Here is a 26,034-nt window from a genome sequence, read left to right on the forward strand (position 1 = left end):
CTTCCCTTATTCGCTACGGGCGTCTTCCCGTGCGTCTGTTCCCTGTATAGTATCATCCCCCGGCGGATATGTCACCCCCACAAGGGTTAAGCCCTGTGCGGGGGCAAGCGCTTTTATCGCGCCGCGTTGTTTGGCATTCAGCAGGTGGGCAATATCCCCCACGCCTAAACGCCCATCGCCCACCTTCACCAGAGCAGCCGTCACCGAACGTACCATGTGGTAAAGAAAAGCGTCTGCTTCGATGGTAAAAACAATTCGTCTCGCCCCAAAGAGGGGTTGTTCTTCCGCCCATTCTGCCCGAAAGACCGTCCGCGTCGTCGTGCCGCGCTTGCCGAGGGGGGGCGTCCCAAAGGTGAGGAAATCATGCCTCCCCACCAAGTCCGCCGCCGCAAGGTTCATCGCCGCAAGGTCAGGGTCATGACGCACCCACCACGCTAACTGATCCAGAAGGGGGAGGGGCGTTTTATCAACATAGACCCGATATTCGTAGATGCGGCTCAACGCATCGTAACGCGGATGAAAGGTTGGCGCAGCAAGGGCGCACCCCTTCACCCTAATGTCTTTCGGCAGGTGGGCATTCAGGGCGTTGGTCAAGACCTCTGGCGTTTCCCGCCAAACCTTTTCCGAAAGGTCAAAGGCAACCACTTGCCCTGTCGCATGAACACCCGCATCGGTTCGCCCGGCAGCAATCGTTGGGATGGGTTCACCACTCAACTGCCTAAGCGCCGTTTCCAATGCCTCTTGCACCGTCTGTTTTCCGCCGGGGGTACGCTGGTAGCCATGATAGCCCTGCCCATCATAGGCAACCCGCGCCCGGTAGCGTGGCATACGATCTGACCCTTACGCCCTATAAACCCCGATATGGTTTAGGGTTAAGAGGCGTTCGCCTCGCCGTCGGAGGGCGTATTCCCGCCCCGCCCACGAATACGGCTGAAAAGACCGCCCGCCCGCCGCACCAAATTTGTCCCTGCTTGGTCGCTGCCGGTGCCTGCCGTTGGACGATCCACGAATTCGAGGATCACCATTTCCGCCCCATCGCCCTTGCGGGGTCCGAGTTTGGAAATGCGGGTGTAACCGCCCGGACGCTCTGCATAGCGGGGTGCGAGTTCATCAAAAATCTTGCTGACGACGTTCGGATCATCCAACCGCGCTTTCAACAAGCGGCGAATATGGATTTGGTTGGCGGCGTCTTTCTTCAGACTGCGCTTCGCCTGGGTGATCATCCGCTCGGCAGCGCCACGAATGGCATCCGCTTTGGTGCGGGTGGTCTTGATCCGTTCGTGTGTCAGAAGTTGGGTGATCAATGTCCGGCGGAGCGCATTGCGCTGCCCAATACTGCGCCCTAACAACTTCCCACGTACACGATGACGCATGATAGTTCTCTCTTTCGATCTCCCTCCCCCTCTGTTCTGACAAAAGGGGGGAGGTGGTTATCCCTGTGATTCGCTGCTGTGCGAGGATGCGGCATAGCTTGCCTCTTGCTCGGCGGTGAGGAAGTTCTTCTCACGCAAACGACCAAGCAGTTCTTCCAACGATTTCTCGCCAAAATTGCGAATGGCAAGCATCGCATCGTGACCGCGATCCAACATTTCCAAGACCTCGCCAACGGTGGTGATACCCGTCCGTTTTAGCGAGTTGAAGACACGAACACTGAGATCAAGCGTCTCAATGGGTGTCTGGTATTTTTCTTCGTCCCACGGCTTAGCTGCCGACCTATCCTCTGCGCTGCTCTCAGAGATCGCCGGAATGGTCACTTCGCCTTCGACACCAGCAATGATTCCTAAGTGGCTGATCAGGATTTTTGAGGCAGCACGCATCGCTTCGCCCGGGCGAAGGGTGCCATCTGTCCAGATTTCTAGAATCAGGCGGTCATAGTTTGTCCGCTGCCCAACCCGCGCCCGTTCCACATCATAGTGAACGCGGCTGATCGGGCTGAAGATAGCGTCTACGGGCAGTTCGCCAATGGGCAAACGTCCACGTTCCTCGGCGGGGCTAAAGCCGCGCCCGGCACTCACCGTCATCTCAATTTGGAGATTGGCATCCTCGGAGTCCGTCGTAAACAGGTAGAGATCGGAATTGACGATCTCTACCTCTGGCGGGCAGACAATATCTGCCGCCGTGACTGTCCCCTCGCCATGCACTTCCAAGCGTAACCGTGCTGACTCGCCCTGCACATTAAGCCGCAGCTTTTTGATGTGTAGAATCAGTTGGGTCATGTCTTCTTTGACGTGCGGAATGGCGGAAAACTCATGCTGTACATCGGAGACGCGCACCGAGGTGATCGCCGCACCGGTCAACGAAGACAGCAATACGCGCCGCAGTGCATTGCCCAGCGTTACCCCGTAGCCGCTCTCCAATGGACTGATGATGAAGCGCCCGTAATTGCGCGACATCGCGTCGCTTTCGATCTTGGGCAGCACCAGATTGTTGTTCGTCACAGTCCCTCTTTCCTTACCCCCTGAGGGGTATTTTTCCTTTGTCTTGCGCGACGGGTGATTGCTTAGCGCGAGTAATACTCAACGATCAATTGCTCATTCAACGGCAGTTCAATATCACCCCGTTCTGGCAGGCGAATGACTGTTCCCTCGAAGCCCTCTGAACTTGTCCGCACGGAGAGCCATTCAGGGGCGCGGGGGCGGTTTTCCATATAATTGCGAATCTCGCGGAAATAGGCGAGGTTTTTGCTCTTACCGTGAACGCTGATCACATCTCCAGAGCGCAGGCTGTAGCTGGCGATATTGACCGGAATACCGTTTACATCGAAGTGGCGGTGCAGCACCAATTGGCGGGCGTGAGCGCGAGAATCAGCCAACCCCAAGCGGTAGATCACATTGTCGAGGCGGGCTTCCAATTGAATCAGAAGATTGGCGCCCGTTGGACCCGGACGGCGTGATGCCTCGGCAAAGTAGCGGCGGAATTGGCGTTCTAGAATGCCATAAATGCGCCGCGCTTTTTGTTTTTCGCGCAGTTGGGCGTTGTAGTCACTGCTGCGCCCGCGCTTGAATTGGGTTTCCTTGCCGTGCTGACCGGGGGGGAATCCACGCTTATCCACAGCGCACTTGGGGGACATGCAGCGTGCGCCCTTTAGGAACAATTTTTCGCCTTCACGGCGGCAAAGTTTACAGACTGGACCGGTTTGTCGAGCCAAGGCTTCCTCCACACGTTACAGTGTGTGTTTACACCATTTCTGGTATGCGGTTATAGTTAAAATGCGGGAACAGAGCAAAAACCGTTCCCAAAGCGAACCGAATAAATCAGACGCGGCGCTTCTTCGGAGGGCGCACGCCGTTATGAGGGACGGGCGTCACATCCATGATGGAGCGAACGCGAACGCCACTCGCTTGAATGGCACGAATAGCGGCTTCCCGCCCGGGTCCGGGACCCTTCACAAACACATCAATCTCTTGCATCCCCTGATCACGAGCGGACTCAGATGCCTGTTGAGCAGCGACACGAGCGGCATAGGGCGTGCTTTTACGGCTGCCCTTAAAGCCCGATGTGCCAGCGCTTGCCCAAGCAATCACATTCCCCTGTTGGTCGGTGATTGAGACAATCGTGTTATTGAAGGTGGCATGGATATGCGCCTGCCCGTAAGGGATATTCTTCCTGACCTTTTTCGGCGCAGCGCGGCGTGAGGCACGGCGCCCACCCTGCTGCGGCTGTTGGGGTCTCCCCATTACGATAACTCCTTCGCAACCGTTTCTATGAGCAAAAAGAGACGGCTGAATTCAGCCGCCAATGCGACAAATTATGATAGCAGAGGTTAAGGTGACTGTACAGACCGGAGTCTGTGCCGCCCTCGCCGCTGCCCCGAAGTGCTGTTTAGGGGAACGTCGCCTCTGTTGTTAAACAGGCGGAAACGCCCCCACAACAACCAGCAAATTACTTCTTCTTCGCCCCACGACGACGCCCACGCCCAGCAACGGTCTTTTTGATGCCCTTGCGGGTGCGTGAATTCGTCTTGGTGCGCTGCCCACGCACCGGAAGATTCCGGCGGTGGCGCAGACCGCGATAGCTGCCGATGTCGATCAGACGCTTGCGGTTTAGCTCCACCTCGCGGCGAAGTTCCCCTTCAACGCGGTAGTTGCTGATCGCATCACGGAGCAAGGATACTTCCTGCTCAGACAATTCGCGGACGCGCTTGTTGGCGTCAACGCGGGTCGCTTCCAAAATTTCGCGGCTGCGCGGACGACCAACCCCATAAATGTAGGTCAGCGCCACTTCGATCCGCTTGTCACGGGGGAGGTCAACACCCTCAATACGAGCCATACGTTCTCACAGTCTCCTACAATCAGGGGTGTGGATCACAGCCACACCCTACCATCGTCGTTATGCAGTTCCCTTTTGCCTTTGCTCTATTCTACAACAGAGTGCCAAACAAGCGTCAGGGCAAGGTTAAAACAAGCGGTTCGTCCTCGGTGACGGCAATCGTATGCTCCACATGCACCGCTAAGGTCTTATCAGCGATGATCACCGTCCAGTGGTCATTCAAAAGGCGGGTTATGGGGCTGCCCAAGCAAAACATCGGCTCTAGGGCAAAGGTCATACCGGGACGCAGGGCGTAACTCTGCCATTTTCGCTGTTTACGCCCTCTGGGCCACCAGTTTGGGACTTGGGGGTCTTCGTGCATGGTATGCCCCACACCATGCCCTGTGTATTCGCGAACAATCCCCACCCCATGTTTTTCGGCAACTGCCTGAATTGCCATGGAGACATCACGGGTTTCCACCCCCACCCGCGATTTCCGAATGCCCGTCCACAACGCTTCTTCGGCAACATCGATCAAGCGCTGTGCCTCTGGGCTGATCTTCCCCACCCCAACGGTGAAGGCGGCATCCCCAACAAACCCTTTGTAGGTTGCTCCCACATCCACACTGAGAAGATCGCCCTCCTCCAGAATGCGAGTCTCGCTAGGGATACCATGCACCAACTCGTTGTTGATGCTGGCGCAGATTGCCCCCGGGAAAGGATGGTCGCCCCCCGGCGGGTAGCCGAGGAAGGTGGGAACTGCCCCATACCGGCGGATCAGATCATCGGCAATCTTGTTCAGTGCAGCTGTTGTCACACCGGGCTTGATTGCCTCTTTGAGGGCGGCGTGGGTGCGGGCGACAATGCGCCCCGCCTCACGCATCGTCACGAGTTCTTCCGGTGTTTTCAGGTGGATCATGGCGACTACTTCACTTTGTCCAGAGCAGCAATCAGCGCTGCCGTCACTGCCTCAATCGATTGCCCGCCGTCAATCTCCACAAGGACACCCTTTGCTCGATAAAAATCGATCAGAGGCATGGTATCTTTGTAGAAGGTATCGATCCGCTTTGCGGCGGCTTCCGGTGTGTCGTCGGGGCGCTGGCGCAGCGCTGCGCCGTCTGTGTCACAGATACCGGCAACCTTTGGGGGGTTGGTACGAACATTGTAAACATGCGACGAGTCTTTTGTACATTCCCACCGCGAGGCAATCCGCTCAATTGCCTCCGTCCGATCCAGCGAGAGGAAAGGAGCAAAGTTGACCTTGCCCCCCATCTCTGCCAAAAGGCTATCCAGTGCCTCTGCTTGGGGCAAGGTACGTGGAAACCCATCAAAGATCACCCCATTGGCTGCGTCTGGCTGTTTCAGGCGATCCCGAACCACTTGGATGGTGATTTCATCGGACACCAATTGTCCAGCGTTCATCGTGTCTTGAATCTGACGAGCAAGCGGCGTATCAAGGGCTTTCATCGCCCGAAACAAACCGCCTGTGGTCACATGGGGCAGCCCATATTTTTCCGAGAGAAGCGGCGCTTGTGTGCCTTTTCCCGCCCCTTGTACCCCCATGAAGGCAATATACGTCGCCATAGAGTGCCTACTTCATGAAGCTGTCGTAATTACGCATGACAAGCTGCGATTCGAGTTGGCGCATGGTGTCAATGACAACCCCCACCACGATGATCAATCCGGCAGAGCTAATGACGAGGGCAGGGTTGTTTGTACTTCCCAAGCCGCTTCGTCCGGTAAGAATCTGATCAACGACTTGCCAAATGCCCGGTGTGATAGCTGCAATCCCCAAGAAAAGCGCTCCGGCGAAGGTGATCCGTCGAGTGACGCGGTTGATATACGCCTGCGTCGTCTTGCCCGGACGAATACCGGGGATAAAGCCACCTTGCCGCTGCAAGTTCTCCGAGAGGTTTTGCTGCTGGATCATCACATCGGTATAGAAGTAGGTGAAGGCAACGACCAGCAAGAACTCCAAGACCCAATACCAGCCGCCTTGCCGTGTCCCAAAGGTATCGCGTACCCAATTCCCAAAGGGGGTGTTCGGGATGAAAATCCCTGCCAGCACGGCCGGAAACGTCACAATCGCTTGGGCGAAAATGAGCGGGATCATCCCGACGGCGTTCACTTTGAGCGGGATATGCGTTGAGCCGCCGCCATACTGTTTGTTTCCCCGGACACGCTTCCCATACTGGACAGGGATGCGCCGAGTGCCTTCCTGAATAATGACGATAGCAATCACTGTGAAAAGGGTGATGCCAATGAAGGCAGCAATATTGAACAGCCACCATTCGGGGTCGCTCAGAAGGATGCCGAAACTACGCGGCACTTGGGCGACGATGCCGCCGAAGATGATCATCGAAATCCCATTTCCAATGCCGTCGTCGGTGATCAGGTTGCCCATCCAAATGGCAAACATCGTCCCGGCGGTCATCGTTGCCAAGACTTGTACCGTCAGCAGGAAATCCGTACTGTAGCCGGGGATGATCGGGGAGGTGGTAAAACTCTGCATGATGTTGATCTGCCCTACCGCTTGCAGCAGCCCCATAGGGATTGCCAAATAGTAGGTAAGCTGATTCAACTTTTCCTGACCGCCCGGTTCTTTGGAAATTTGCTCCAAGCGAGGAATGACCCCCGTCAGCAGTTGCAGGATGATCTGGGCGGTGATGAACGGGTAAACACCGTTCGCCAAGACGCTGAACGAAGTGACCGCACCGCCAGAAAGCAGGTTCAATACCTGAATAAAGCCCGCACCCGCACCTTCCGAGGTGATGCTGTTCAGCGCGGCACGGCTGACCCCCGGCACGGGGATATGCGTAGCGAACTGATAGATCAGCAGGATGAAGGCGGTGAACAAAATCTTCCGCCGCAGTTGGGGCAAGCGAACCGCGTTGCGCACGGCGTCCAACAATTGCATGAGTTTTATCCTCGTGCTTTCGATAACGAGTTAACGTCAGAGTTTGTCAAAACGACCTTATTTTACCGTAAGGCGGGAGCAGAGGTGAGGGGGAAAATCCTTCTCAACCTATTTACCCCTTGTCCCACATGGAGAAGGGAGAAACACCCCCTTTTTCACGTTGGAGAAAGGGGGTGTTGGCTGTTCCCACCCAGTGAGTTTCTTTAGGATTTTTGGGTCGGCTTGGGCTTGCGCTGCTTTTTGACCGTAGCGAACGCCCCGCGCACGGCGAGGTCAATCACCGCCACAGAGCCCCCCGCCTTCTCGATCTTTTCCTTAGCGCTGCCGCTGAAGCGGTGGGCGCTGACCGCAAGTTTCAGCGTTAGATCGCCTTCACCCAAAATGACAATGGGCTTGTCGGTATCTTTGATCAGCCCCTTCGTCACAAGGGTGTCAGGGGTCACCGTCTCGCCAGCGCTGAACGCCTCGTTCAAGATGCCCACATTGACAACCTGATAGTAAATCTTGAAGATGTTTGTGAAGCCGCGCTTGAAGGGCAAGCGGCGCACAAGGGGCAGTTGCCCCCCTTCAAAGTATGGGGCTTTCACCCCACCAGTACGGGCTGCTTGCCCTTTTGTCCCACGTCCGGCAGTCTTGCCTTGCCCCGCCGAAATCCCGCGTCCAACGCGGCGGCGGCGCTTGCGCGACCCGGGATCGGGTTTCAAATCAGTGAGTTTCATTCGGTGATCTCCTCGACTTTGAGCAGGTGGCTCACCTTGAAGATCATGCCTCGCACCGAGGCGTTATCCGGTTGGACGATGGTCTCGTTAATCTTGCGGAAACCGAGCGCCTTCACAGTTTGTTTCTGGCGCATCGGGTTGCCGATAGGACTTTTGACCAGCGTCACGCGGAGTTTCTTCTCAGCCATCGCGTTCGCTCCGTATGCTGTTGGATTCTAGTCTTTACTGCGCCGCAGGAAAAACGGCTTCGTCTCTTCCACACTCTTGCCGCGCATCCGGGCGATCTCCTCGGCACTGCGCAATTGCTGAAGCGCCATGAAGGTCGCATAGGCGACATTGAGTGTGTTGTTGCTGCCCTGACTTTTGCTCAGAATATCGCGGACGCCCACCGCCTCTAGGACGGCACGAACGCCCCCGCCAGCAATAACCCCCGTACCGGGCGTTGCCGGGCGGAGCATAACGATTGCCCCGCCAAACTTCGCCGTTACCGCATGGGGGATGGTCGTCCCTACAAGGGAGACGCGCAGCATCTTCTTGCGGGCAGAGTCTGTCCCTTTGCGGATCGAATCTGGCACGCCACGTGACTTGCCAACGCCGATCCCAACGCGCCCTTTGTTATCGCCAACGATCACGACGGTGCGGAAGGCAAAGCGTCGCCCACCCTTCACCACCTTCGCCACGCGGCTGATATCTACAACGCGCTCATCTAGTTCTTCGCGGTCTTCCTCGCGCTCCCGTTCACGGCGCGATTCGCGCTCCCGTTTCGCCATAGTTGTTATGCTCCGCTACTCACACCGTGATTTAGAAATCGAGACCGGCTTCACGCGCCGCCTCTGCCAACGCCTTCACCCGCCCCGTATATTGTGTCCCGCCGCGATCAAAGACGACTTGTGTCACACCGGCATTTTTCGCCCGTTCGGCAACAATCTTGCCAACCAATTTCGCTTCGTCGGTCTTCGTCCCCGTAATCTGCTTGCGCACTTCCGGGTCAACGGTAGACGCTGAAACGAGGGTATGCCCCTGCACGTCGTCGATCACCTGCGCATAGATGTGTTCAAGGCTGCGAAAGACCGCCAAACGTGGGCGCTCCCCCGTACCCTTCACCTTTTTGCGAAGGCGGATATGGCGGCGGATTTTCGCTTCCCGTCTTGCTTGTGCCTTATCCATAGCTTATTTACCCTTGCCCGCCTTACCCGCCTTGCGACGGATGGTTTCATCACTGTAACGAACACCCTTGCCGAGGTACGGCTCAGGCGGACGGATTTCGCGTATGTCTGAGGCAACCTGCCCAACAAGCTGCTTATCCATCCCCTCAATGGTGAGGACAACACCGCGCTCCCCAACGCTAAAGGTGATTCCCTCAATGGGTTTCACTTCAATAGGGTGAGAATAGCCTAAATAGAGAACAAGGGTTGACCCCTTCATTTCGGCACGATACCCAACACCCTCGATATTGAGCATCTTTTTGAAGCCAGTGGTGACGCCCACCACCATATTGTTGACGAGCGCCCGCGTCAGCCCATGAAGGGCGCGGTTTTCGCGCTCATCATTGGGGCGCGTGACGGTCAGTGTGCCGTCCTCTTGGGCGATTTTCATATTGGCGTGAATGGTACGGCTCAGTTCGCCCTTCGGACCTTTCACCTTGATGTGCTGCCCCTCGATGGTGACTTGCACCTTTGCCGGGAGGCTGATCGGCTGTTTCCCGATACGAGACATGTGGGTTTACTCCTCTCTTATCAGGGTTACCAAACGTAGCCGATCACTTCGCCACCAACCCCCGCACGGCGGGCTTCTTCGCCCGTCATTAAGCCTTTGGAGGTGCTGACGAGGGCAATGCCCATCCCGCTGAGAACCCAGGGGATGTCGCCCTTGCTGGTGTAAACGCGGCGACCCGGCGTGCTAACGCGCTTGATGCTGGAGATAACCGGACGGCGCTCACGGCGCACCCCGGCATACTTCAAATCAATCGTCAGGACGGGCTTGGCGTCTTCGGAAACGGTAAAGCCTTCGATGTAGCCTTCGCGCAGCAAAATGGCGGAAATTGCCACCTTGAGCTTGCTGGTGGGCATAGACACCTGAGCGTGCTTTACCATAAGCGCATTACGAATGCGCGTGAACATATCGGCAATCGGATCGGAAATCATTGAAAAGTTACTCCTGCTCCCGTTCCGTCTACCAGCTTGATTTCACCACACCGGGGAGCTTGCCCTCTAGAGCGAGTTCCCGGAAGTGGATACGGCACAGACCAAAGCGGCTAATATACCCGCGAGGACGCCCGCAAACCTTGCCGGAGCGCGGATCAATGTGTTGGCAGCGGTTGCGCACACGCACTTTGAATTTGCGGCGTGTCTCCCGCGTGACAATGGACTTCTTTGCCATAACGGTTACGCTCCCTTAGTTCTCGCGGAAGGGCATACCAAGCAGCTTGAGCAGCCGCCGCCCTTCTTCATCTGTCGTCGCGGTGGTGACGATGGATACTTCCATGCCGCGCACCTTGTCGATCTTGTCATATTCGATCTCTGGGAAGATCAGTTGTTCCCGCAGACCGAGGGTGTAGTTTCCGCGCCCGTCGAAGGCGTTCCCACTAATCCCACGAAAGTCACGAGTACGGGGGAGGGCGATGTTGATCAGGCGGTCTAAGAACGCCCACATCCGCTCCCCACGGAGGGTGACTTTGACGCCGATTGCCTTCCCTTCGCGCAGTTTGAAGGTGGCAATGCTGGTTTTTGCCTTCGTAATCACCGGTTTTTGTCCGGCGATCTTGGTCAGGTCTTCCACCGCGCCATCAAGCGCCTTGGCGTTATCAATCGCCTCCCCAACACCAATATTAAGGGAGACTTTCAAGATGCGCGGGACCTGCATCACATTGCTATAGCGAAACTCTTTCATCAGTTCCGCCACAACGGTGTCTTTATAGTGCTGTTTCAGGTTCAGGGTTGCCATCTCTAGTCAATATCCTGTCCGCACTTTTTGCAGACGCGCACTTTTTGTCCTTCTTCATTGAACCGGAAGTTGACACGGGTTGCCTCAGCACATTTGGTGCAAATCAGCATGACATTGGAACGGTCAATCGGGGCTTCAAATTCGATGATCCCTCCAACCTGATTCCGCCCAACCTGCTGCCGACGTTGTGCCTTCTTGACGATATTCACCCGTTCAACCACGACCCGATTGTCTTTGGTCAGCACGTCCAAAACTTGTCCCTGCTGCCCTTTGTCTTTTCCGGCGATAACCTTCACGGTGTCGCCCTTTTTGATCCCCTGCATTGGCACACATACTCCCGGACGATTTGCGTCCTATACTAGAGTGTTTCCGGTGCTAGCGCAGCGATCTTTGTGAAGCCTTTGGCGCGGATTTCACGCGCAACGGGCCCGAACACGCGGGTGCCTCGCGGGTTCTCACCCTCCGCTTCTAAAATGACCGCAGCATTATCGTCAAAACGAATGTACGAGCCATCGTCACGACGATATTCTTTGTTCACGCGGACGATCACCGCCCGCACGACCTCGCTCTTTTTCACCATGCCTTGCGGCGCGGCGTTTTTCACGGTGGCGATGACAACATCGCCGACATACCCATAACGACGGCGGCTGCCGCCCATAACACGGATGACGAGAAGTTCCCGCGCCCCGGTGTTATCGGCAACCTTCAGCCTAGTCTCTTGCTGGATCATGGTCTATCGCCTCTTTAGGTCTTTCAGCGTTTGTTAGGAACGCTTCTCAAGGACGGTCTCGACCACCCACCGCTTCAACTTGCTGAGGGGGCGGCTTTCCACAATCTGAACGAGATCGCCTTCTTGCGCCGCACCACTTTCGTCGTGGGCGTAGAATTTGCGCGTCTCGTGGATCACTTTGTCATAGACGGGGTGGCGCTTGGAAACATCCACAGCAACGACCACCGTCTTTTCCATCTTGGCGCTGCTAACACGCCCCACCAAACGACGGCGGTTATTGGACATCGCTGTTTTCTCCCTTACCCGTAGAGGCGGTGGCTTGCACTGCCGCCACTGCCAAATCACGCTCGCGGAGGATCATCAGAATCCGGGCGATGTCCTTACGAATAAGGCGCATCTGATTCGCGTTTTCCAGCGACCCCGCGTACCAATTTAAGCGCACCCGAAAGAGTTCTTCGCGCTTCTTTCCTAGTTGTTCTTGCAGGTCGGAGGTCTCCAGCGCCCGCAATTCTGCTGCTTTCGCCATGACTACCCCATCTCCCCGCTGACCAGCGCGTTCCCCGTAACGGGGTCGGTGCGGACAACAAATTTCGTCTTGATCGGCATTTTGAATCCGGCGAGGCGCAGCGCCTCCCGTGCGGTGGCTTCGTCCACATCGCCCATCTCAAACAGGACGCGCCCCGGCTTGACGACGGCAACGTAGTGGTCAACCGCCCCTTTACCCTTCCCCATGCGCGTTTCGGCAGGTTTTGCCGTCACTGGCTTATCGGGGAAAATCCGAATCCACAAACGCCCTCGGCGCTTGATGTAGCGCACCACCGCCCGGCGTGCCGCCTCAATCTGGCGCTGGGTGATCCACGCGGGTTCCAGTGCTTGGAGACCGTAGTCGCCGAACTGCACATCAATGCCGCGTGTTTCCTTACCGGTTCGGCGTCCGCGCATTTGCTTGCGGTATTTGACCCGCTTCGGGATCAACATAGCTCTAAATCCTTCGTATTCTCGCGTACTCTGGTGCGTATGCCGCTTACTGACTCACGTAGACATCGGTGGGTTCGGGTTTTTCCTCGCGCTTTTTCTCGCCGAGGTAAACCCACACCTTGACCCCGATCCGTCCGTAGCCCGTGAGGGACTCCGCCGTGCCGTAATCGATCAGGGAGCGCAGCGTACTACGCGGGACGCGCCCTTCCATCTGCTGTTCGCGGCGTGCCATTTCCGACCCCGCCAAGCGCCCGGCAACGACGATCTTAATTCCCAATGCCCCCTGACGAAGCGCCTGTTGGACAGCGCGTTTCATGGCGCGGCTGTGACCAATACGCCGTTCCAACTGCCGTGCGATATTATCGGCAATCAGGCGGGCATCAAGGTCGGGCTTGTCAATCTCGCTGACTTCCAGCTTGATTTGCTTGCCGGTGAGGGTGGAGAGCATTGTCTTCAGTTTTTTGATCTGCTCGCCTTTTTTGCCGATGATGAAGCCCGGTTTCGCCGTGAAGATGGTCACTTCCACTTGGCTTGGCGAACGCTCAATCTCGATCTTCGAGACGGCGGCGTTAGCAGCCTCTTTCATCAGCGCCTTACGGATTTCAAAATCTTCGTGGAGCATCTCCACGTAACGACGCCCTTCGGCGTACCAGCGCCCTTCCCATGTTCGGTTGATGCCGAGGCGGAAGCCAATCGGATGAATTTTACGCCCCATAGGTTATGCGTCCTCCCGCTCGTCCAAAATCACGGTCAGGTGTGCGTAGCGCTTGACACGGGGCTTATAACGCCCCCGTGCCCCCGCCTTCACGCGCTTTAGGCGGAAACTATCCCCGGCGAAAATGGTCTTTACATACAGGTCGAGACGGTTCAGTTCAAAGTTATTCTCAGCGTTCGCCAACGCTGAGGCAATGACCTTACGCACCAACTCGGCGCCCTTTTGGGGCATGTGTTGGAGAATAACCAACGCCTGTTCCGCATTTTTCCCACGTACCTGATCGATGACCAGACGAATCTTTTGGGGGCTGATCGGCAGGCTCTGGGCAAAGGCTTTCACTTCCATCATTTACGCTCCTGTCGTCCCCGTTTTCTTCGTCTTCTTCTCGGTGATATGACCGCGGAAGGTACGGGTGGGGGCGAATTCGCCCAATTTGTGACCAACCATGTTCTCTGTGATATAAATCGGAACATGGCGCCGTCCGTCGTGGACGGCAATTGTATGACCGACCATCTGCGGGAAGATGGTAGAAGCGCGACTCCAAGTCTTGATGACCTTTTTCTCGTTGCGCCCGTTCATCGTCTCGATCCGCCGCAGCAGTTTCGGTTCAATGAATGGTCCCTTTTTGAGTGACCGAGACATTTGACCTCTCCTTTATTTACCCGCGCCCGGATGCCCGACGGCGGATGATGAACTTATTCGTGCGTTTGTTGCGCCGCGTTTTGTAGCCAAGCGCAGGCTTACCCCAAGGCGTCTTGGGTCCGGGCATACCGATGGGTGAACGCCCCTCGCCCCCGCCATGTGGGTGGCTATCGGGATCCATCGCACTGCCGCGCACCGTTGGACGCCAACCCATCCATCGCTTACGTCCAGCCTTCCCAATCTTGATGTTGGTGTGTTCAAGGTTGCCCACTTGTCCAAGCGTCGCCATGCACTCCTCGCGCACGGTGCGCATTTCGCCGCTAGGCAGGCGAATTTGGGCATAGCGTTCCTCACGCCCAATGAGTTGGGCAGATGTTCCCGCCGAACGCACCATCTGCCCGCCCCGCCCAACTTCCAGTTCGATATTGTGAATGACCGAACCAACCGGAATCTTGTTCAGGGGGAGGGCGTTTCCATCCCGCAGCGGCGCGTCGGGTCCGCTAATCAGCGTATCGCCAACGTTGAGTGTGTTGGGGGCGATGATGTAGCGCTTTTCCCCATCGGCATACACCAATAGGGCGATACGTGCTGTCCGGTTGGGGTCATATTCAATGGTGGCAACACGTGCGGGGACGCCAACTTTGTCCCGCTTGAAGTCAATGATGCGGTATGCCCGCTTATGACCGCCACCCCGATGCCGTACCGTCACCCGCCCTTGATTGTTACGCCCCGATTTTCCCCGCTTTTCGCGGACGAGCGCCTTTTGGGGGCGGGAGGTGGTGATTTCCTCGAAGGAATAGCCCGTCATGCCCCGGCGCCCGGGCGAAGTGGGCTTATAAACTTTCACAGCCATTGTGTGTCAAACGCCTCTCGTTCGCGTTATCCCGTTAGTGGGTGTGCTTCTACAGGTTGAACAGCGGAATTGTCTGCCCCTCTGGGAGCGTGACAATCGCCTTTTTCATCGCTGGCTTGCGCACGTAAGATTTACGCCCGCGTGTCCCGCGCTTCTTCGGGAGGATGATTGTGTTCACCCTCAGCACGTCTACGTTAAAGATAACTTCGACGGCTTCTTTGATCTGAATTTTATTCGCCCGTAGGTCAACCTCAAAGGCGAACTGATTAAGCGTCGCCGCGTCTTGGCTAGAGGCTTCGGTGATGATGGGGCGGATGATCACGTTATAGAGATTCAAACTGATTGCCATGACCTGATCTCCGGTTATTCCTGAACGCGCTGCCGGCTGAGCAGACCTTTGATCACATCCAGCGCATTTAGCGGGATGATCAGCCGGTCATACTGGAGCAAGTCACGAACGTTCATATAGCTTGCCCGTAGGTAAGCCGCATCGTCTAGGTTGCGGACGCAGCGCTCCACGATGTCATCGCGCCCAGCCAAAAGGAGCAGGGAGCTTTGATCCCCGACCAACGCCTTCAGGATGTTTGCCATGAGTTTCGTCTTTGGCTCGTCTACGGTGATCGAGTCCACGACGATAATCTGTCCATCCCGCAGAAGCGCCGAAAGCGCACTACGCAGCGCGGTATGGCGCATCTTACGCGGCATATCCAACGTGTATTTGTGCGGGATTGGACCATGCGCCCGACCACCACCGACAAACAACGGCGCAGAGCGGCTGCCATGACGGGCGCGTCCCGTCCCTTTTTGCCGGTACCATTTAGCATGAGTGCGGTTGATTTCACCGCGCCGTTTCGTCTTGTGCGTGCCAAGACGCGCATTGGCGTTTTGCATCACCACATACTGATGCATCAGCCCAATGTTGATCTTTGCCTCGAAAATATCGGCGGGCAACTCGGTAGAACCGACTTCCTTGCCTGCCATGTTGAGTACTGGAACTTTCATTGCATGTATTCTCCGCCGTGCGTCGGGCTACTTCCGTGCCTTCACCGATTCTTTGATGATGACCAAGCCGCCTTTTGCCCCCGGCACAGAGCCTTTGACTGCTAACAGGTTGTGTTCGGTGTCAATCGCCATAACTTCCAAGTTTTGGCTGGTGACGCGATCCACACCCATTTGCCCAGAGCGGCGCGTGCCTTTCTTGACACGTCCGGGCGTTGTCCCGGAACTGCTAGAGCCAGGGCTGCGGGTACGGTCAGATGCCCCATGTGTTGTGGGCTGGCGGTTAAAGCCATGACGTTTGATCGTCCCTGCCGTACCGTGACCTTTGCTTGTGCCAACCACGTCCACGTGATCGCCCTTGCTAAAGACTTCTACGGTCAGGCGCTCACCCTCTTGGAGGGTGATGTCTTTCACGCGGAATTCCCGCAGGTAACGGAGCGTAGGCAGGTTGCGCTTCAGCAAATGCTGACGTTCCCCATTGCTCAGACGCTCTGGATTGATTTCTTCATAACCAAGCTGAACCGCTAAGTAGCCATCGTTCTCAGCGGTACGCACCTGTGTGACAAAGCATGGACCGGCTTGAATGACCGTGACCCCGACGGTTTTGCCGCTTTCTGGGTCAATGATCTGGCTCATACCGATCTTCTTGCCGATGATACCCTTCATCATTACGTCGTCCTCCCGAAGGACTGCTTAGGCGGGCGCATATGACGCGCCCCTACACGGCAGCCTGTAGGGGCGCATACAATGCGCCCATCTGGTGTGTGCCGCCTTAAATCTTAATTTCAATGTCCACGCCCGCCGGAAGGTTAAGGCGGGTTAGGGCGTCGATTGTCTTGCTGTCTGGGTCAAGAACATCAATCAGCCGCTTGTGTGTGCGAATCTCGAAATGCTCTTGCGATTCCTTGTCAATGAACGGTGAACGACGCACTGTAAACCGTTCGATCCGCGTGGGAAGCGGAACAGGTCCTACAACACGCGCCCCGGTGCGTTCGGCGGTCTCAACGATCCGCCGCGCCGATTGGTCAATCACGCGGTGGTCATAGGCTTTCAGACGAATACGAATTTTGTTTTTTGCCATAGTTTCGCTCTGTGTCTTCAGGCGGTTTAGACAGTGAGAGGGCAACCCACCGGCTGCCCCCTCATCGCCAAGCCACGCTGTGCCTTGTTATTCGATGATCTCGACAATAACGCCCGCGCCGACGGTCAAGCCGCCTTCACGGATGGCGAACTTCGACCCCTTTTCGAGGGCGATGGGCATGATCAATTCCACTGTCATGACGATGTTATCGCCGGGCATGACCATCTCAACACCATCGGGAAGCGCCACCGTGCCGGTCACGTCCACCGTGCGCAGGTAGAACTGTGGGCGGTAGCCGGTGAAGAACGCCTTGTGACGCCCGCCTTCTTCCTTCTTCAGCACGTACACTTGGCACTTGAACTTTGTGTGCGGCGTGATCGAGCCGGGTTTGGCAATGACCATCCCGCGTTCGACTTCCTCACGCTGCGTCCCGCGCAGAAGGATACCGGCGTTATCGCCGGCGACGGCGGCATCCAGTTCCTTGTGGAACATCTCAATGCCTGTCACCGTCGTCTTCATCTTCTCCTCGCGCAGACCGAGGATTTCCACTTCCTCGCCCTTCTTCAACTGCCCGCGCTCCACGCGCCCCGTCACCACCGTCCCGCGCCCCTTGATGCTGAACACGTCTTCAATCGGCATCAAGAACGGCTTGTCCATCTCCCGCGTCGGCTGCGGAATGTAGGTGTCCACCGTCTCCATCAGTTGCAAAATCGGCGCGTAATCGGGGTGGTTCACATCTGTGCTGGTCTGCTCCAACGCCTTCAACGCCGAGCCGCGAATGATCGGCGTATCCGCCGGAAAGCCGTACCCGCTCAGCAGGTCAGAAAGTTCCAACTCCACCAATTCCAGCAGTTCTGGGTCGTCCATTTGGTCAACCTTGTTCAGGAAAACGACCATCGCTGGCACTTCTACCTGACGCGCCAATAGCACGTGTTCCCGCGTCTGCGGCATCGGACCATCCGGCGCACTCACCACCAAGATCGCCCCGTCCATCTGCGCCGCGCCCGTGATCATGTTCTTGATGTAGTCGCGGTGTCCAGGACAGTCCACATGAGCATAGTGGCGGTTCGGCGTCTCGTACTCCACATGGGTGATTGAGATCGTGATCCCCCGTGCCTTTTCTTCCGGCGCGTTGTCAATCGAGTCGTAGGCGCGGAATTCTGCCTGACCCTTCATCGCCAACACCTTCGTGATCGCCGCCGTCAGCGACGTTTTCCCATGATCGACATGCCCAATCGTGCCGATATTGGCATGGGGCTTATTCCGCTCAAACTTCGCCATTGCTTTTCCTCCGAGTACGGGTTACTTGCCCTTGATAATCGTTTCCGCGACGTTCGTTGGCGCGGGGTTGTAACGGTAGAATTCCATCGTGAACGCACCGCGCCCTTGCGACATATTACGCAGGTTCGTGGCATAGCCGAACATCTCGCCTAGTGGCACAATCGCCTTGATCGAGGATGCCCCGCCAGCACGTGGCTCCATCCCTTCGATCAATGCCCGCCGCGCCGAGAGATCGCCCACAACACCGCCCGTGTAATCATCAGGAACGACAACTTCCACGCGCATCATCGGTTCAAGAAGAACAGGACCGCCCTTTTGGACGCCTTCCTTCAAGCCCATGGATCCGGCAATATGGAACGCCATTTCCGATGAGTCCACCTCATGGAACGCGCCATCAACGAGCTTGACACGGAGACCCACGACAGGGTAGCCCGCTAAGACACCGCCTGCCATTGCCTCACGAATGCCCTCATCCACAGGTTTGATGTACTCACGCGGGATCGAGCCACCAACGATCTCATTGACGAACTCATAAGGTTCTTTGGCGTCGTCGGGCAAAGGCTCAAGTTCCAGCACAGCACGGGCATATTGACCGCGCCCACCGGATTGCCGCTTAAAGATCGAGTCGATGCGCACCGGACGAGTAATCGTCTCACGATAGGCGACACGCGGACGCCCAACAATGGCATCCACATGGTGTTCACGGCGCATCCGCTCCACCAAAACCTCAAGGTGCAGTTCACCCATCCCGTAGATGAGGGTCTGCCCCAATTGATCGTCTGTTTGGACATGGAAGGTGGGGTCTTCTTCCGACAATTTGCGGAGCGCCTCACCCATTTTGTCTTGGTCGCCCTTTGTTTTCGGCTCAATGGCAACACTGATCACCGGTGCGGGGAAGCTGATCTTCTCCAAGAGGATTGGCTTATCCTGTTCGGTGAGTGTCTCGCCTGTGAAGGAGTCCTTCAAACCCAAGATCGCACCAATATCACCCGCGTGGACTTCTTCGATGTCCTCGCGTTTGTCAGCGAACATGCGCACCATGCGCCCAATGCGTTCGCGTTTTCCCTTCGTGCTGTTCAGCAGCGTTGTCCCAGAGCGCAGAACGCCCGCATAGACGCGCACAAACGCTAACCGCCCAACGTAGGGGTCAGTCAGAATCTTGAACACAAGAGCAGCCAGCGGTTCTTCGTCGGTGGCAGCGCGTTCAATTGGCTCGCCCGTATCGGGGTTCGTCCCACGCACCGGAGGAATATCCAGCGGCGAGGGGAGGTAATCGATCACCGCATCCAAGAGCAACTGCACGCCTTTGTTCTTCAACGCCGACCCGCACAGGACGGGGTGTGCTTTGCCTTCAATGCACGCCTTCCGTAGAGCGACCTTCAGTTCTTCGGTGCTGATTGGCTCTTCGACCAGATAGCGCTCCATGAGGGTTTCATCGTTTTCGACAATCGCCTCAACTGTCTCTGCCCGTTGTGCTTCCGCTTCTTCGCGGATGTCTTCCGGCAGCGGCTGGTGAGACAAGTTCATCCCAGTGTCGTCAGCGTAAACGATCAGTTCTTGGTTCAGCACGTCCACCAATCCGGCGAAGCGATCTCCCTCCCCGTAGGGGAAGTAGAGAATGACAGGCTTGCCCGCCAACCGATCCACAATCATATCGACGCAGCGACGGAAACTAGCGCCGGTGCGATCCATTTTATTGACAAAGCAAATGCGCGGCACTTCGTAGCGATCTGCTTGCCGCCACACCGTTTCCGATTGCGGCTCAACACCCGCCACACCATCAAAGACGACGACGCCACCATCCAAAACGCGCAGCGAACGCTGCACCTCAGCGGTGAAATCGATATGTCCGGGGGTGTCGATCAGGTTGATTTGGTGCCCATTCCAAGAGGACGTGACCGCTGCCGCCGTGATCGTAATCCCGCGTTCGCGTTCTTGATCCATGTAGTCCGTCGTCGCCGCGCCCTCATGCACCTCACCGATCTTATGGACAAGCCCGGTGTAGTAGAGAATACGCTCCGTCGTCGTCGTCTTGCCCGCGTCAATATGAGCAATCACGCCGATATTGCGGACTTTTTCGAGATTGAGGGAGAGTTGTGCTGTTTTCGCCATAGTCGTTCAGAATTCCTCTGGGATCGGCTGCCTACCAGCGGTAATGAGCAAAGGCACGGTTCGCTTCCGCCATGCGGTGCGTCTCGTCCTTGCGCTTTACGGCAGCGCCTTGATTGTTCGCCGCGTCTAAGATTTCAGACGCTAATTTTTCCGCCATGCTCTTACCACTGCGCGAGCGTGCCGCCATCAAAATCCAGCGCATGGCGAGCGATTCGCCACGATCCCGACTGACTTCAATCGGAACTTGGTAGGTAGACCCACCAACGCGCTTGGGCTTTACTTCTACGGTAGGCGCAGCATTCGTCATCGCCACTTGCAACACTTCGAGCGCCTCTCGCTTGGTGCGATCCGCCACGAGGTCAAGCGCATCATACAGGACGGCGCGGGCAGTACTTTTCTTGCCGTTGCGCATCATTCGGTTAATGATCATCCCCACAAGAACGCTGTTGTACCGAATATCGGGGAGCGTGGGGCGGCGTTGGGGTGTATATCGTCTAGGCATTGCGAAACCTCAATTACTTTTTCTTCGCCGGTGCAGCGCCGCCCTTGCCTGCTGGGGCAGCCTTCGGCATTTTCGCGCCGTATTTGCTGCGCCCCTGCTGACGGTTTTTCACCCCGTCACAGTCGAGCTTGCCACGAACAATGTGATAGCGAACGCCAGGCAAATCCTTCACACGACCACCGCGAATCATGACAACGCTGTGTTCCTGCAAGCTGTGACCCTCGCCGGGGATATAAGCAGTGACTTCGAGCGTGTTTGTCAGGCGAATACGGGCAATCTTGCGCAGCGCCGAATTTGGCTTCTTGGGCGTCATGGTACGCACATTCGTGCAGACGCCGCGCTTTTGGGGCGCACCCTTCGGTTGGCGTGTGCGCGTTTGCTTGTAGGCGTTAAAGGTATATTGCAGCGCTGGCGATTTGCTTTTGCTTTTCTTAGCGCGGCGACCCTTGCGAACAAGTTGGTTGATGGTCGGCATACGTTCTCCGTACTATCTCGCTCTTTTCTCAGACATGCTGACGGGCGTCTTGCTTTGCCGCTGACGCCCGTCTCCTTGCACGACGGGAGGACACAGGATGCCCATTTAGGGCTTTTGTGTCCTCACCGGAGTCGTCTACATCAATTCGGAGGCTATTGCCTTGACTTGGTGCAAGGATGGCGTCCGTCGTTCAGCGAGAGGGATTATAAAGGATGTGTAAAGGACGGTCAAGGGTGGGCTTGTCGGGGACGGCTGATTTCTTGCGTAACCTTCGCTGGAATTTGACGTTTTATTAACGAGGCACTACACTCTCACTCCCTTTTGGTGATGATGGGATTGTTTATTATATTGTCTATCAAAATTATCGGAATTCATTGTGAGATTCTTGCGATTCCAAAAAGATTTACAATCGAATCATCATCATAGCGGTCATCAGACATCAGGAGAAACAATGGCACAGGTTATGGAACGTCAATGGGGAACGGTGAAGGATTTCGACAAACTGAGCGGACGCGGCATCATCGTCACTGATATGGGTGAACAGGTTGCCGTTCGTTACGCCGTCATTCGGGGAGAAGGCGAACGTGCCTTGCGCCCCGGTGAGCGTGTCTCACTCGAAATTGAGCAGAAACCATCCGGTTTAAGCGCTGTCTCAGTGATGCGTCAATCCTAACCCACCTCTGTGCGTTTCCCCGTCGCTCCCTCAGCGACAAACACAGAAAAACATCAAGGAAAACGGCGATCCATGTCTTGCGGATCGCCGTTTTCCTTTGTTGAACAGCCTCTAGCGTTCTTCTGGTCTGGAGGGTTTGGGTGGCACAACACACAGAAACGTAAACGGTTCGTCAGTCAGATTCTCGAACTGGTGGGTTTCTAAACCCGGAATGTAGATGGCATCCCCCTCACGAACTTCCTCGAAACGCTCCCCTAACTGAAGGCGGGCGCGTCCGCGCATGACGACAACGCCATGATCATGGGCATGGTTATCTAGGCTGGAAAAGCCATGCGGCGGAATGGTGAAATACCGAATGACGAAGTTAGTCGCCCCGTCTTTCGGTCCAACCAAAACCTCTTTCGTCGCTTGGTTGGAGGTGTACTGTTCAACTTCCACCCCTTCCCACCGCCATGTTTGCCCTTCCTCAAAGCGCTTATGAATGATTCCCATCGTAAGACCACTCCTGTTTCCCCGTTCGTTAGCAACTCACCTTGCGCAAGTGACCTCATCCCCCTTCTCCCGTCGAGAGAAGGGGACATTCACTTTTGGGGGGCTTCCCCCTCACACTTCCCCTTCCCCCCAACACAGGGAAAACAACCCTACCTGCGTAATGTCCGTTAAAAATAGCGTTGAGCGCGTCGGGCGCTGATCAATTCGGTGTTCATCCCCACCCAATGGAGAGAGCCACCGTAACGCCCATGCTCAATCTTCACACAACGATCCATCACAACGCGCAGTCCAGCATCATAGGCAAGACGGGCGGCATCTACGTTCACCACCCGCAGTTGCAGCCACAATCCCTTTGCCCCCATCCGTATGGCATCTTGGGCAATCTCGAAACACTCCTCTGGCTGCCGAAAGACATTCACCAGATCGATAGGGAAGGAGATGCTTTGCAAATCGGGATACGCCTTCTCGCCCAAAATCTCGGTTGCTTTGGGGTTCACCGGAATCACGCGATACCCTTCCGATTTCAGGTAGGATGCCACAAAATGGCTAGGGCGTTCACTTTTTGGCGAAAGCCCAACCATCGCAATGGTCTTAGCCGTACTCAGAATGGTGCGGATGATTCCTGGGTCTTGATAACGCTCACGGTCTTCTTCAGATAAGACTGTGTTCATGCTTACGTCGCCTGCAATGCCTGATCCAAGTCCCATAACAAATCCTCTGTTGTTTCTAAGCCAATCGAGAGTCGAATCATCGCTGGACTAACCCCGCCCGCCTCTAATTCGGCGTCAGAAAGCTGTTGATGTGTTGTCGAAGCGGGGTGAATGACCAAACTGCGGGCGTCGCCCACATTGGCGAGGTGCGAAAAGAGGTGCAGCCCCTCAATAAACGTTTTGCCTGCCTGTCGGGGGTTCTCCCCTTTAATTCCAAAAGTGAACACCGCGCCGGGTCCTTTCGGCGTGTATTTTTGGGCAAGGGCGTGATAGGGGCTATCCGGTAGCCCGGCATAGGCAACCCACGCCACCTTTGGATGATCGTTCAGAAAAGCGGCGACGGCGTGCGCATTTTGAACGTGCCGATCCATCCGCACGGAGAGCGTCTCCAAACCCTGAATCAAGAGAAATGAATTGAACGGGGAAAGCGCCGCACCTGTATCCCGCAGCGTCACAGCACGCGCTTTCATAAGGAATCCATAATGCCCAAACGTTTCATAGAAACGTAGCTCATGATAGGCGGGGTCGGGATCGGCAATGGTCGGAAAGCGGCTGAAATCGAACCGCCCTGAGTCCAGCAGCACACCGGCTATGGAATTTCCATGCCCGCCGATAAATTTTGTCGCGGAGTGAACGACTAAATCCGCCCCCCAATCCATCGGGCGGCACAGGTAGGGTGTGGCAAACGTGCTATCGACAATGAGCGGGATGTTATGGGCATGGGCAAGGTCTGCCAGTGGCGCAATATCAAGGATACTCCCTTTGGGATTGCCAATCGTTTCCCCGTAAAGCGCTTTTGTCTGTGGGGTGATCGCCTTTGCCCACCGATCCAGATTCGTTGGATCGACAAAATGGGTTTTGATGCCCAACTTTTTGAAGGTATGGGTGAACTGCGTGACCGTCCCCCCATAAAGATGTGCCGAGGCGACGATCTCATCCCCCGGGTTGAGCAATGTCATAAAAACCGCAAACTGCGCCGCCATACCGCTGGCGGTGGCAACCGCCCCCGTCGCATTTTCCAAAGAAGCGATACGTTCCTCGAAGGCGGCGGTGGTGGGGTTGTTGATCCGTGTGTAGATGTTCCCATATTGCTTCAGTTCAAACAACTGAGCGGCTTTGTCGCTGTCTTCAAAGACATACGATGTCGTCTGGAAAATAGGTACGGCACGCGCCCCGGTAACGGGTTCAGGAATATACCCGGCATGGAGCATCCGTGTTTCAAATCCAAATTTTCGTTTCGATTGACTCATGAGCTTAGTATCTATCCATAAATTAAAAAGATGAATGGTGGACGCAAGCCCTCACCCCCTAGCCCCCTCTCCCCTTGTGGGAGAGGGGGGATAATCACCTTGAGGGGCGCTGCCCCTCCCCCCTTATGGGCAACCCTCAGGAAAAGGCGTCGTTGCCAAGCAAGGCGTTTTTATCACTGCTGTTCTGATGATAAGCCAACCCCGAATGTACGGATAGGCTCTTAGAGGCTACTCCCGCCGACGGTTGCGAAAACTTAACCGGATAGGCGTGCCGAGGAAGGTATAGTCCTCCCGAATTTGGTTTTCCAGATAACGTTCATAGGTAAAGTGCAGAAGTTCCTTATCGTTTACATGGAAAAGGAACGTCGGGGGGTCTACACGCACTTGGGAGACATAGTAAATTTTCAACCGTCCCTGCGGGCTGCTCGTTGGGGAGTGGCGTTCTACTGCCCGCCTCACCAGTTGGTTCAATGCCCCCGTTGGGATGCGTACAAGGCGTTCTTCTTGCACCCGCGCCGCCATCGGCAAGACAGTGTGAATACGCTGCCCCGTCTTGGCGCTAAGGAAAAGAATCGGCGCATAGGCGATGAAATCAAAGCGCTGCTGGATCGTTTTTGTGAATTCGTTCAGGGTGTGGTCGTCTTTTTCCAATGCATCCCATTTGTTGACGATGATCACCACACTTCGGTTTGCCTCTTTAATCATCCCCGCAATGTGCAAATCTTGGGCAGTCACGCCCTCCACCGCATCAATCAACAGCAAAGCAACATCCGCCCGCTCAAGGGCTTTAAAGGCACGAATAACGCTGAACTGCTCAATCCCCGGCTCAATGCTCCCCCGCCGTCGAATCCCTGCTGTATCGATCAAGGTGACGGGCATCCCTTCCCATGTTAGGCGGGTGTCAATCGAATCACGGGTTGTCCCCGCAATCGGACTAACAATGGCGCGTTCCTCGCCAAGCAAGCGGTTGAGCAAACTCGATTTCCCCACATTCGGGCGCCCCACAATGGCGATCTTCAGACTTTCGTCCATCTCCTCCAGCGTTTCGGGCGGCGCTTGTTTCAGATGATCGACAACCGCATCCAGCAAATCACCCGTTCCCGTCCCATGCAAGGCGCTGATGGGAAACACTTCCTCGCCCAAGCCGAGGGCATAAAACTCGTTCGCCGCAAGACGGCGTTCCTCGTTATCCGCTTTGTTGGCGGCGATCAGAATTGGTTTGTTCGTCCGCCGCAGCATCTCCGCCACCTCCTCATCCGCCCCGGTGATCCCATCAATGGCATCAACAAGCATGACGACGACATCCGCTTCCTCAATGGCGATCAGCGCCTGTATGCGAATCTCCTTGACGAAATCGACGCTCCCTTCCAGAAGGGTGGGACGCGGTTTTCCTGTACGCGGCTCGTAAACTTCAATCCCGCCCGTATCGATGAGGGTGAATTCCACACCGCGCCAATTCGCATCAGCCAAAAGACGATCCCGTGTCGTGCCGGGAATATCCGAGGTGACGGATTTCCGTTCCTCAACAAGGCGATTGAACAGCGTTGATTTGCCAACATTCGGACGCCCCACAAGGGCGACAAAGGGTTTCCGCATAAGAGTACAATCCTGCTTCACTAGGGACTGTATTTTAGTGGAAAGTGTCGCTGTTGCAGAGGGGCAGTCGCCAAAATGAGTATTCTCTCTGCTGTTCTCTTTGATCGACTCACCCATT

General features: G+C 56.0%; 39 protein-coding genes. 1 reads left to right on the plus strand and 38 read right to left on the minus strand.

Translation table 11 applies throughout. The annotated features are described in order from the left end of the window. Positions 1 to 6: 6 nt before the first annotated feature. From truA to rpsL, 34 genes are all read right to left on the minus strand, one after another. Positions 7 to 828: a tRNA pseudouridine(38-40) synthase TruA gene (gene truA, locus HS103_09260; protein MBE7512986.1), complete on the minus strand. Its 822-nt coding sequence runs from the start codon at positions 826 to 828 to the stop codon at positions 7 to 9. 44 nt (positions 829 to 872) lie between these two features. Beyond that, positions 873 to 1,373, minus strand: a complete 501-nt coding sequence (rplQ, locus tag HS103_09265; GenBank protein MBE7512987.1) for a 50S ribosomal protein L17 — start codon at positions 1,371 to 1,373, stop codon at positions 873 to 875. A 57-nt stretch (positions 1,374 to 1,430) separates the two neighbouring features. After that, positions 1,431 to 2,423, minus strand: coding sequence for a DNA-directed RNA polymerase subunit alpha (locus tag HS103_09270; GenBank protein MBE7512988.1), 993 nt, complete (start codon positions 2,421 to 2,423; stop codon positions 1,431 to 1,433). Positions 2,424 to 2,500: 77 nt separating this feature from the next. Next, positions 2,501 to 3,148 (minus strand): 30S ribosomal protein S4, encoded by a 648-nt coding sequence (rpsD, locus tag HS103_09275; protein MBE7512989.1) that lies wholly within the window; start codon positions 3,146 to 3,148, stop codon positions 2,501 to 2,503. 106 nt (positions 3,149 to 3,254) lie between these two features. Next, positions 3,255 to 3,677, minus strand: coding sequence for a 30S ribosomal protein S11 (gene rpsK / locus HS103_09280; protein ID MBE7512990.1), 423 nt, complete (start codon positions 3,675 to 3,677; stop codon positions 3,255 to 3,257). A gap of 205 nt (positions 3,678 to 3,882) precedes the next feature. Further along, positions 3,883 to 4,269, minus strand: a complete 387-nt coding sequence (gene rpsM / locus HS103_09285) for a 30S ribosomal protein S13 (GenBank protein ID MBE7512991.1) — start codon at positions 4,267 to 4,269, stop codon at positions 3,883 to 3,885. Positions 4,270 to 4,384: 115 nt separating this feature from the next. After that, entirely contained in the window at positions 4,385 to 5,167 is a 783-nt protein-coding gene (gene map, locus HS103_09290) for a type I methionyl aminopeptidase (GenBank protein ID MBE7512992.1), read from the minus strand. A 5-nt stretch (positions 5,168 to 5,172) separates the two neighbouring features. Then, a complete protein-coding gene (locus HS103_09295; GenBank protein ID MBE7512993.1) occupies positions 5,173 to 5,832 on the minus strand; it encodes an adenylate kinase in 660 nt (219 codons plus the stop codon). A gap of 7 nt (positions 5,833 to 5,839) precedes the next feature. Next, entirely contained in the window at positions 5,840 to 7,159 is a 1,320-nt protein-coding gene (gene secY / locus HS103_09300) for a preprotein translocase subunit SecY (GenBank protein MBE7512994.1), read from the minus strand. A 209-nt stretch (positions 7,160 to 7,368) separates the two neighbouring features. After that, positions 7,369 to 7,884 (minus strand): 50S ribosomal protein L15, encoded by a 516-nt coding sequence (gene rplO, locus HS103_09305; protein ID MBE7512995.1) that lies wholly within the window; start codon positions 7,882 to 7,884, stop codon positions 7,369 to 7,371. After that, on the minus strand, positions 7,881 to 8,072 hold the full coding sequence (rpmD, locus tag HS103_09310) for a 50S ribosomal protein L30 (protein ID MBE7512996.1): 192 nt from the start codon (positions 8,070 to 8,072) through the stop codon (positions 7,881 to 7,883). The genes rplO and rpmD overlap by 4 nt, the downstream gene beginning before the upstream one ends. A 27-nt stretch (positions 8,073 to 8,099) precedes the next feature. Beyond that, positions 8,100 to 8,654 (minus strand): 30S ribosomal protein S5, encoded by a 555-nt coding sequence (rpsE, locus tag HS103_09315; GenBank protein MBE7512997.1) that lies wholly within the window; start codon positions 8,652 to 8,654, stop codon positions 8,100 to 8,102. Between the two features lie 31 nt (positions 8,655 to 8,685). Next, the gene (locus HS103_09320; GenBank protein MBE7512998.1) at positions 8,686 to 9,051 is read right to left on the minus strand and encodes a 50S ribosomal protein L18; all 366 of its coding nucleotides are present in this window, start codon (positions 9,049 to 9,051) and stop codon (positions 8,686 to 8,688) included. A 3-nt stretch (positions 9,052 to 9,054) separates the two neighbouring features. Further along, positions 9,055 to 9,600 (minus strand): 50S ribosomal protein L6, encoded by a 546-nt coding sequence (gene rplF, locus HS103_09325; protein MBE7512999.1) that lies wholly within the window; start codon positions 9,598 to 9,600, stop codon positions 9,055 to 9,057. Between the two features lie 26 nt (positions 9,601 to 9,626). After that, positions 9,627 to 10,028, minus strand: a complete 402-nt coding sequence (gene rpsH, locus HS103_09330) for a 30S ribosomal protein S8 (GenBank protein MBE7513000.1) — start codon at positions 10,026 to 10,028, stop codon at positions 9,627 to 9,629. Between the two features lie 28 nt (positions 10,029 to 10,056). After that, positions 10,057 to 10,263 (minus strand): type Z 30S ribosomal protein S14, encoded by a 207-nt coding sequence (locus tag HS103_09335; GenBank protein MBE7513001.1) that lies wholly within the window; start codon positions 10,261 to 10,263, stop codon positions 10,057 to 10,059. 15 nt (positions 10,264 to 10,278) lie between these two features. Next, the gene (gene rplE / locus HS103_09340) at positions 10,279 to 10,827 is read right to left on the minus strand and encodes a 50S ribosomal protein L5 (protein MBE7513002.1); all 549 of its coding nucleotides are present in this window, start codon (positions 10,825 to 10,827) and stop codon (positions 10,279 to 10,281) included. 2 nt (positions 10,828 to 10,829) lie between these two features. Further along, positions 10,830 to 11,150 (minus strand): 50S ribosomal protein L24, encoded by a 321-nt coding sequence (locus HS103_09345; GenBank protein ID MBE7513003.1) that lies wholly within the window; start codon positions 11,148 to 11,150, stop codon positions 10,830 to 10,832. Between the two features lie 35 nt (positions 11,151 to 11,185). Further along, positions 11,186 to 11,557 (minus strand): 50S ribosomal protein L14, encoded by a 372-nt coding sequence (rplN, locus tag HS103_09350; GenBank protein ID MBE7513004.1) that lies wholly within the window; start codon positions 11,555 to 11,557, stop codon positions 11,186 to 11,188. 33 nt (positions 11,558 to 11,590) lie between these two features. Then, positions 11,591 to 11,842 carry a 30S ribosomal protein S17 gene (gene rpsQ / locus HS103_09355; protein ID MBE7513005.1) on the minus strand — a complete coding sequence of 84 codons (252 nt, stop codon included), beginning with the start codon at positions 11,840 to 11,842 and terminating at the stop codon, positions 11,591 to 11,593. Next, a complete protein-coding gene (gene rpmC, locus HS103_09360) occupies positions 11,832 to 12,083 on the minus strand; it encodes a 50S ribosomal protein L29 (GenBank protein ID MBE7513006.1) in 252 nt (83 codons plus the stop codon). Before rpmC ends, rpsQ begins: the two co-directional genes overlap by 11 nt. A 2-nt stretch (positions 12,084 to 12,085) precedes the next feature. Next, positions 12,086 to 12,535, minus strand: coding sequence for a 50S ribosomal protein L16 (gene rplP, locus HS103_09365; protein MBE7513007.1), 450 nt, complete (start codon positions 12,533 to 12,535; stop codon positions 12,086 to 12,088). A 46-nt stretch (positions 12,536 to 12,581) separates the two neighbouring features. Next, positions 12,582 to 13,250 (minus strand): 30S ribosomal protein S3, encoded by a 669-nt coding sequence (rpsC, locus tag HS103_09370; GenBank protein MBE7513008.1) that lies wholly within the window; start codon positions 13,248 to 13,250, stop codon positions 12,582 to 12,584. Between the two features lie 3 nt (positions 13,251 to 13,253). Next, positions 13,254 to 13,595 (minus strand): 50S ribosomal protein L22, encoded by a 342-nt coding sequence (rplV, locus tag HS103_09375; GenBank protein ID MBE7513009.1) that lies wholly within the window; start codon positions 13,593 to 13,595, stop codon positions 13,254 to 13,256. 3 nt (positions 13,596 to 13,598) lie between these two features. Further along, positions 13,599 to 13,892, minus strand: a complete 294-nt coding sequence (gene rpsS / locus HS103_09380; GenBank protein MBE7513010.1) for a 30S ribosomal protein S19 — start codon at positions 13,890 to 13,892, stop codon at positions 13,599 to 13,601. 16 nt (positions 13,893 to 13,908) lie between these two features. Further along, entirely contained in the window at positions 13,909 to 14,745 is an 837-nt protein-coding gene (gene rplB / locus HS103_09385; protein MBE7513011.1) for a 50S ribosomal protein L2, read from the minus strand. A 49-nt stretch (positions 14,746 to 14,794) separates the two neighbouring features. Continuing rightward, entirely contained in the window at positions 14,795 to 15,082 is a 288-nt protein-coding gene (gene rplW / locus HS103_09390; GenBank protein ID MBE7513012.1) for a 50S ribosomal protein L23, read from the minus strand. Between the two features lie 26 nt (positions 15,083 to 15,108). Continuing rightward, a complete protein-coding gene (gene rplD / locus HS103_09395; GenBank protein MBE7513013.1) occupies positions 15,109 to 15,747 on the minus strand; it encodes a 50S ribosomal protein L4 in 639 nt (212 codons plus the stop codon). 27 nt (positions 15,748 to 15,774) lie between these two features. Next, positions 15,775 to 16,413 carry a 50S ribosomal protein L3 gene (gene rplC / locus HS103_09400; protein ID MBE7513014.1) on the minus strand — a complete coding sequence of 213 codons (639 nt, stop codon included), beginning with the start codon at positions 16,411 to 16,413 and terminating at the stop codon, positions 15,775 to 15,777. Between the two features lie 103 nt (positions 16,414 to 16,516). Beyond that, positions 16,517 to 16,825 (minus strand): 30S ribosomal protein S10, encoded by a 309-nt coding sequence (gene rpsJ / locus HS103_09405; protein ID MBE7513015.1) that lies wholly within the window; start codon positions 16,823 to 16,825, stop codon positions 16,517 to 16,519. Between the two features lie 87 nt (positions 16,826 to 16,912). Beyond that, a complete protein-coding gene (gene tuf / locus HS103_09410) occupies positions 16,913 to 18,106 on the minus strand; it encodes an elongation factor Tu (protein MBE7513016.1) in 1,194 nt (397 codons plus the stop codon). Between the two features lie 21 nt (positions 18,107 to 18,127). Next, positions 18,128 to 20,218, minus strand: a complete 2,091-nt coding sequence (gene fusA / locus HS103_09415) for an elongation factor G (GenBank protein ID MBE7513017.1) — start codon at positions 20,216 to 20,218, stop codon at positions 18,128 to 18,130. 31 nt (positions 20,219 to 20,249) lie between these two features. Then, a complete protein-coding gene (rpsG, locus tag HS103_09420; protein ID MBE7513018.1) occupies positions 20,250 to 20,720 on the minus strand; it encodes a 30S ribosomal protein S7 in 471 nt (156 codons plus the stop codon). Between the two features lie 13 nt (positions 20,721 to 20,733). Next, positions 20,734 to 21,195, minus strand: a complete 462-nt coding sequence (gene rpsL, locus HS103_09425; GenBank protein MBE7513019.1) for a 30S ribosomal protein S12 — start codon at positions 21,193 to 21,195, stop codon at positions 20,734 to 20,736. 463 nt (positions 21,196 to 21,658) lie between these two features. On the opposite strand from rpsL, the gene HS103_09430 reads away from it, so the two are divergent. Next, positions 21,659 to 21,868 (plus strand): cold-shock protein, encoded by a 210-nt coding sequence (locus HS103_09430; protein ID MBE7513020.1) that lies wholly within the window; start codon positions 21,659 to 21,661, stop codon positions 21,866 to 21,868. A gap of 111 nt (positions 21,869 to 21,979) precedes the next feature. Here HS103_09430 and HS103_09435 read toward each other — a convergent pair whose 3' ends face one another. From HS103_09435 to der, 4 genes are all read right to left on the minus strand, one after another. Next, the gene (locus tag HS103_09435) at positions 21,980 to 22,360 is read right to left on the minus strand and encodes a cupin domain-containing protein (GenBank protein ID MBE7513021.1); all 381 of its coding nucleotides are present in this window, start codon (positions 22,358 to 22,360) and stop codon (positions 21,980 to 21,982) included. 167 nt (positions 22,361 to 22,527) lie between these two features. Continuing rightward, positions 22,528 to 23,067 carry a CoA-binding protein gene (locus HS103_09440; GenBank protein ID MBE7513022.1) on the minus strand — a complete coding sequence of 180 codons (540 nt, stop codon included), beginning with the start codon at positions 23,065 to 23,067 and terminating at the stop codon, positions 22,528 to 22,530. After that, positions 23,034 to 24,320: an O-acetylhomoserine aminocarboxypropyltransferase/cysteine synthase gene (locus HS103_09445; protein MBE7513023.1), complete on the minus strand. Its 1,287-nt coding sequence runs from the start codon at positions 24,318 to 24,320 to the stop codon at positions 23,034 to 23,036. Before HS103_09445 ends, HS103_09440 begins: the two co-directional genes overlap by 34 nt. A gap of 228 nt (positions 24,321 to 24,548) precedes the next feature. Next, on the minus strand, positions 24,549 to 25,916 hold the full coding sequence (gene der / locus HS103_09450) for a ribosome biogenesis GTPase Der (GenBank protein ID MBE7513024.1): 1,368 nt from the start codon (positions 25,914 to 25,916) through the stop codon (positions 24,549 to 24,551). Positions 25,917 to 26,034: the final 118 nt, after the last annotated feature.

This window comes from Anaerolineales bacterium (genome assembly GCA_015075625.1).
Lineage (GTDB): Bacteria > Chloroflexota > Anaerolineae > Aggregatilineales > UBA2796 > UBA2796.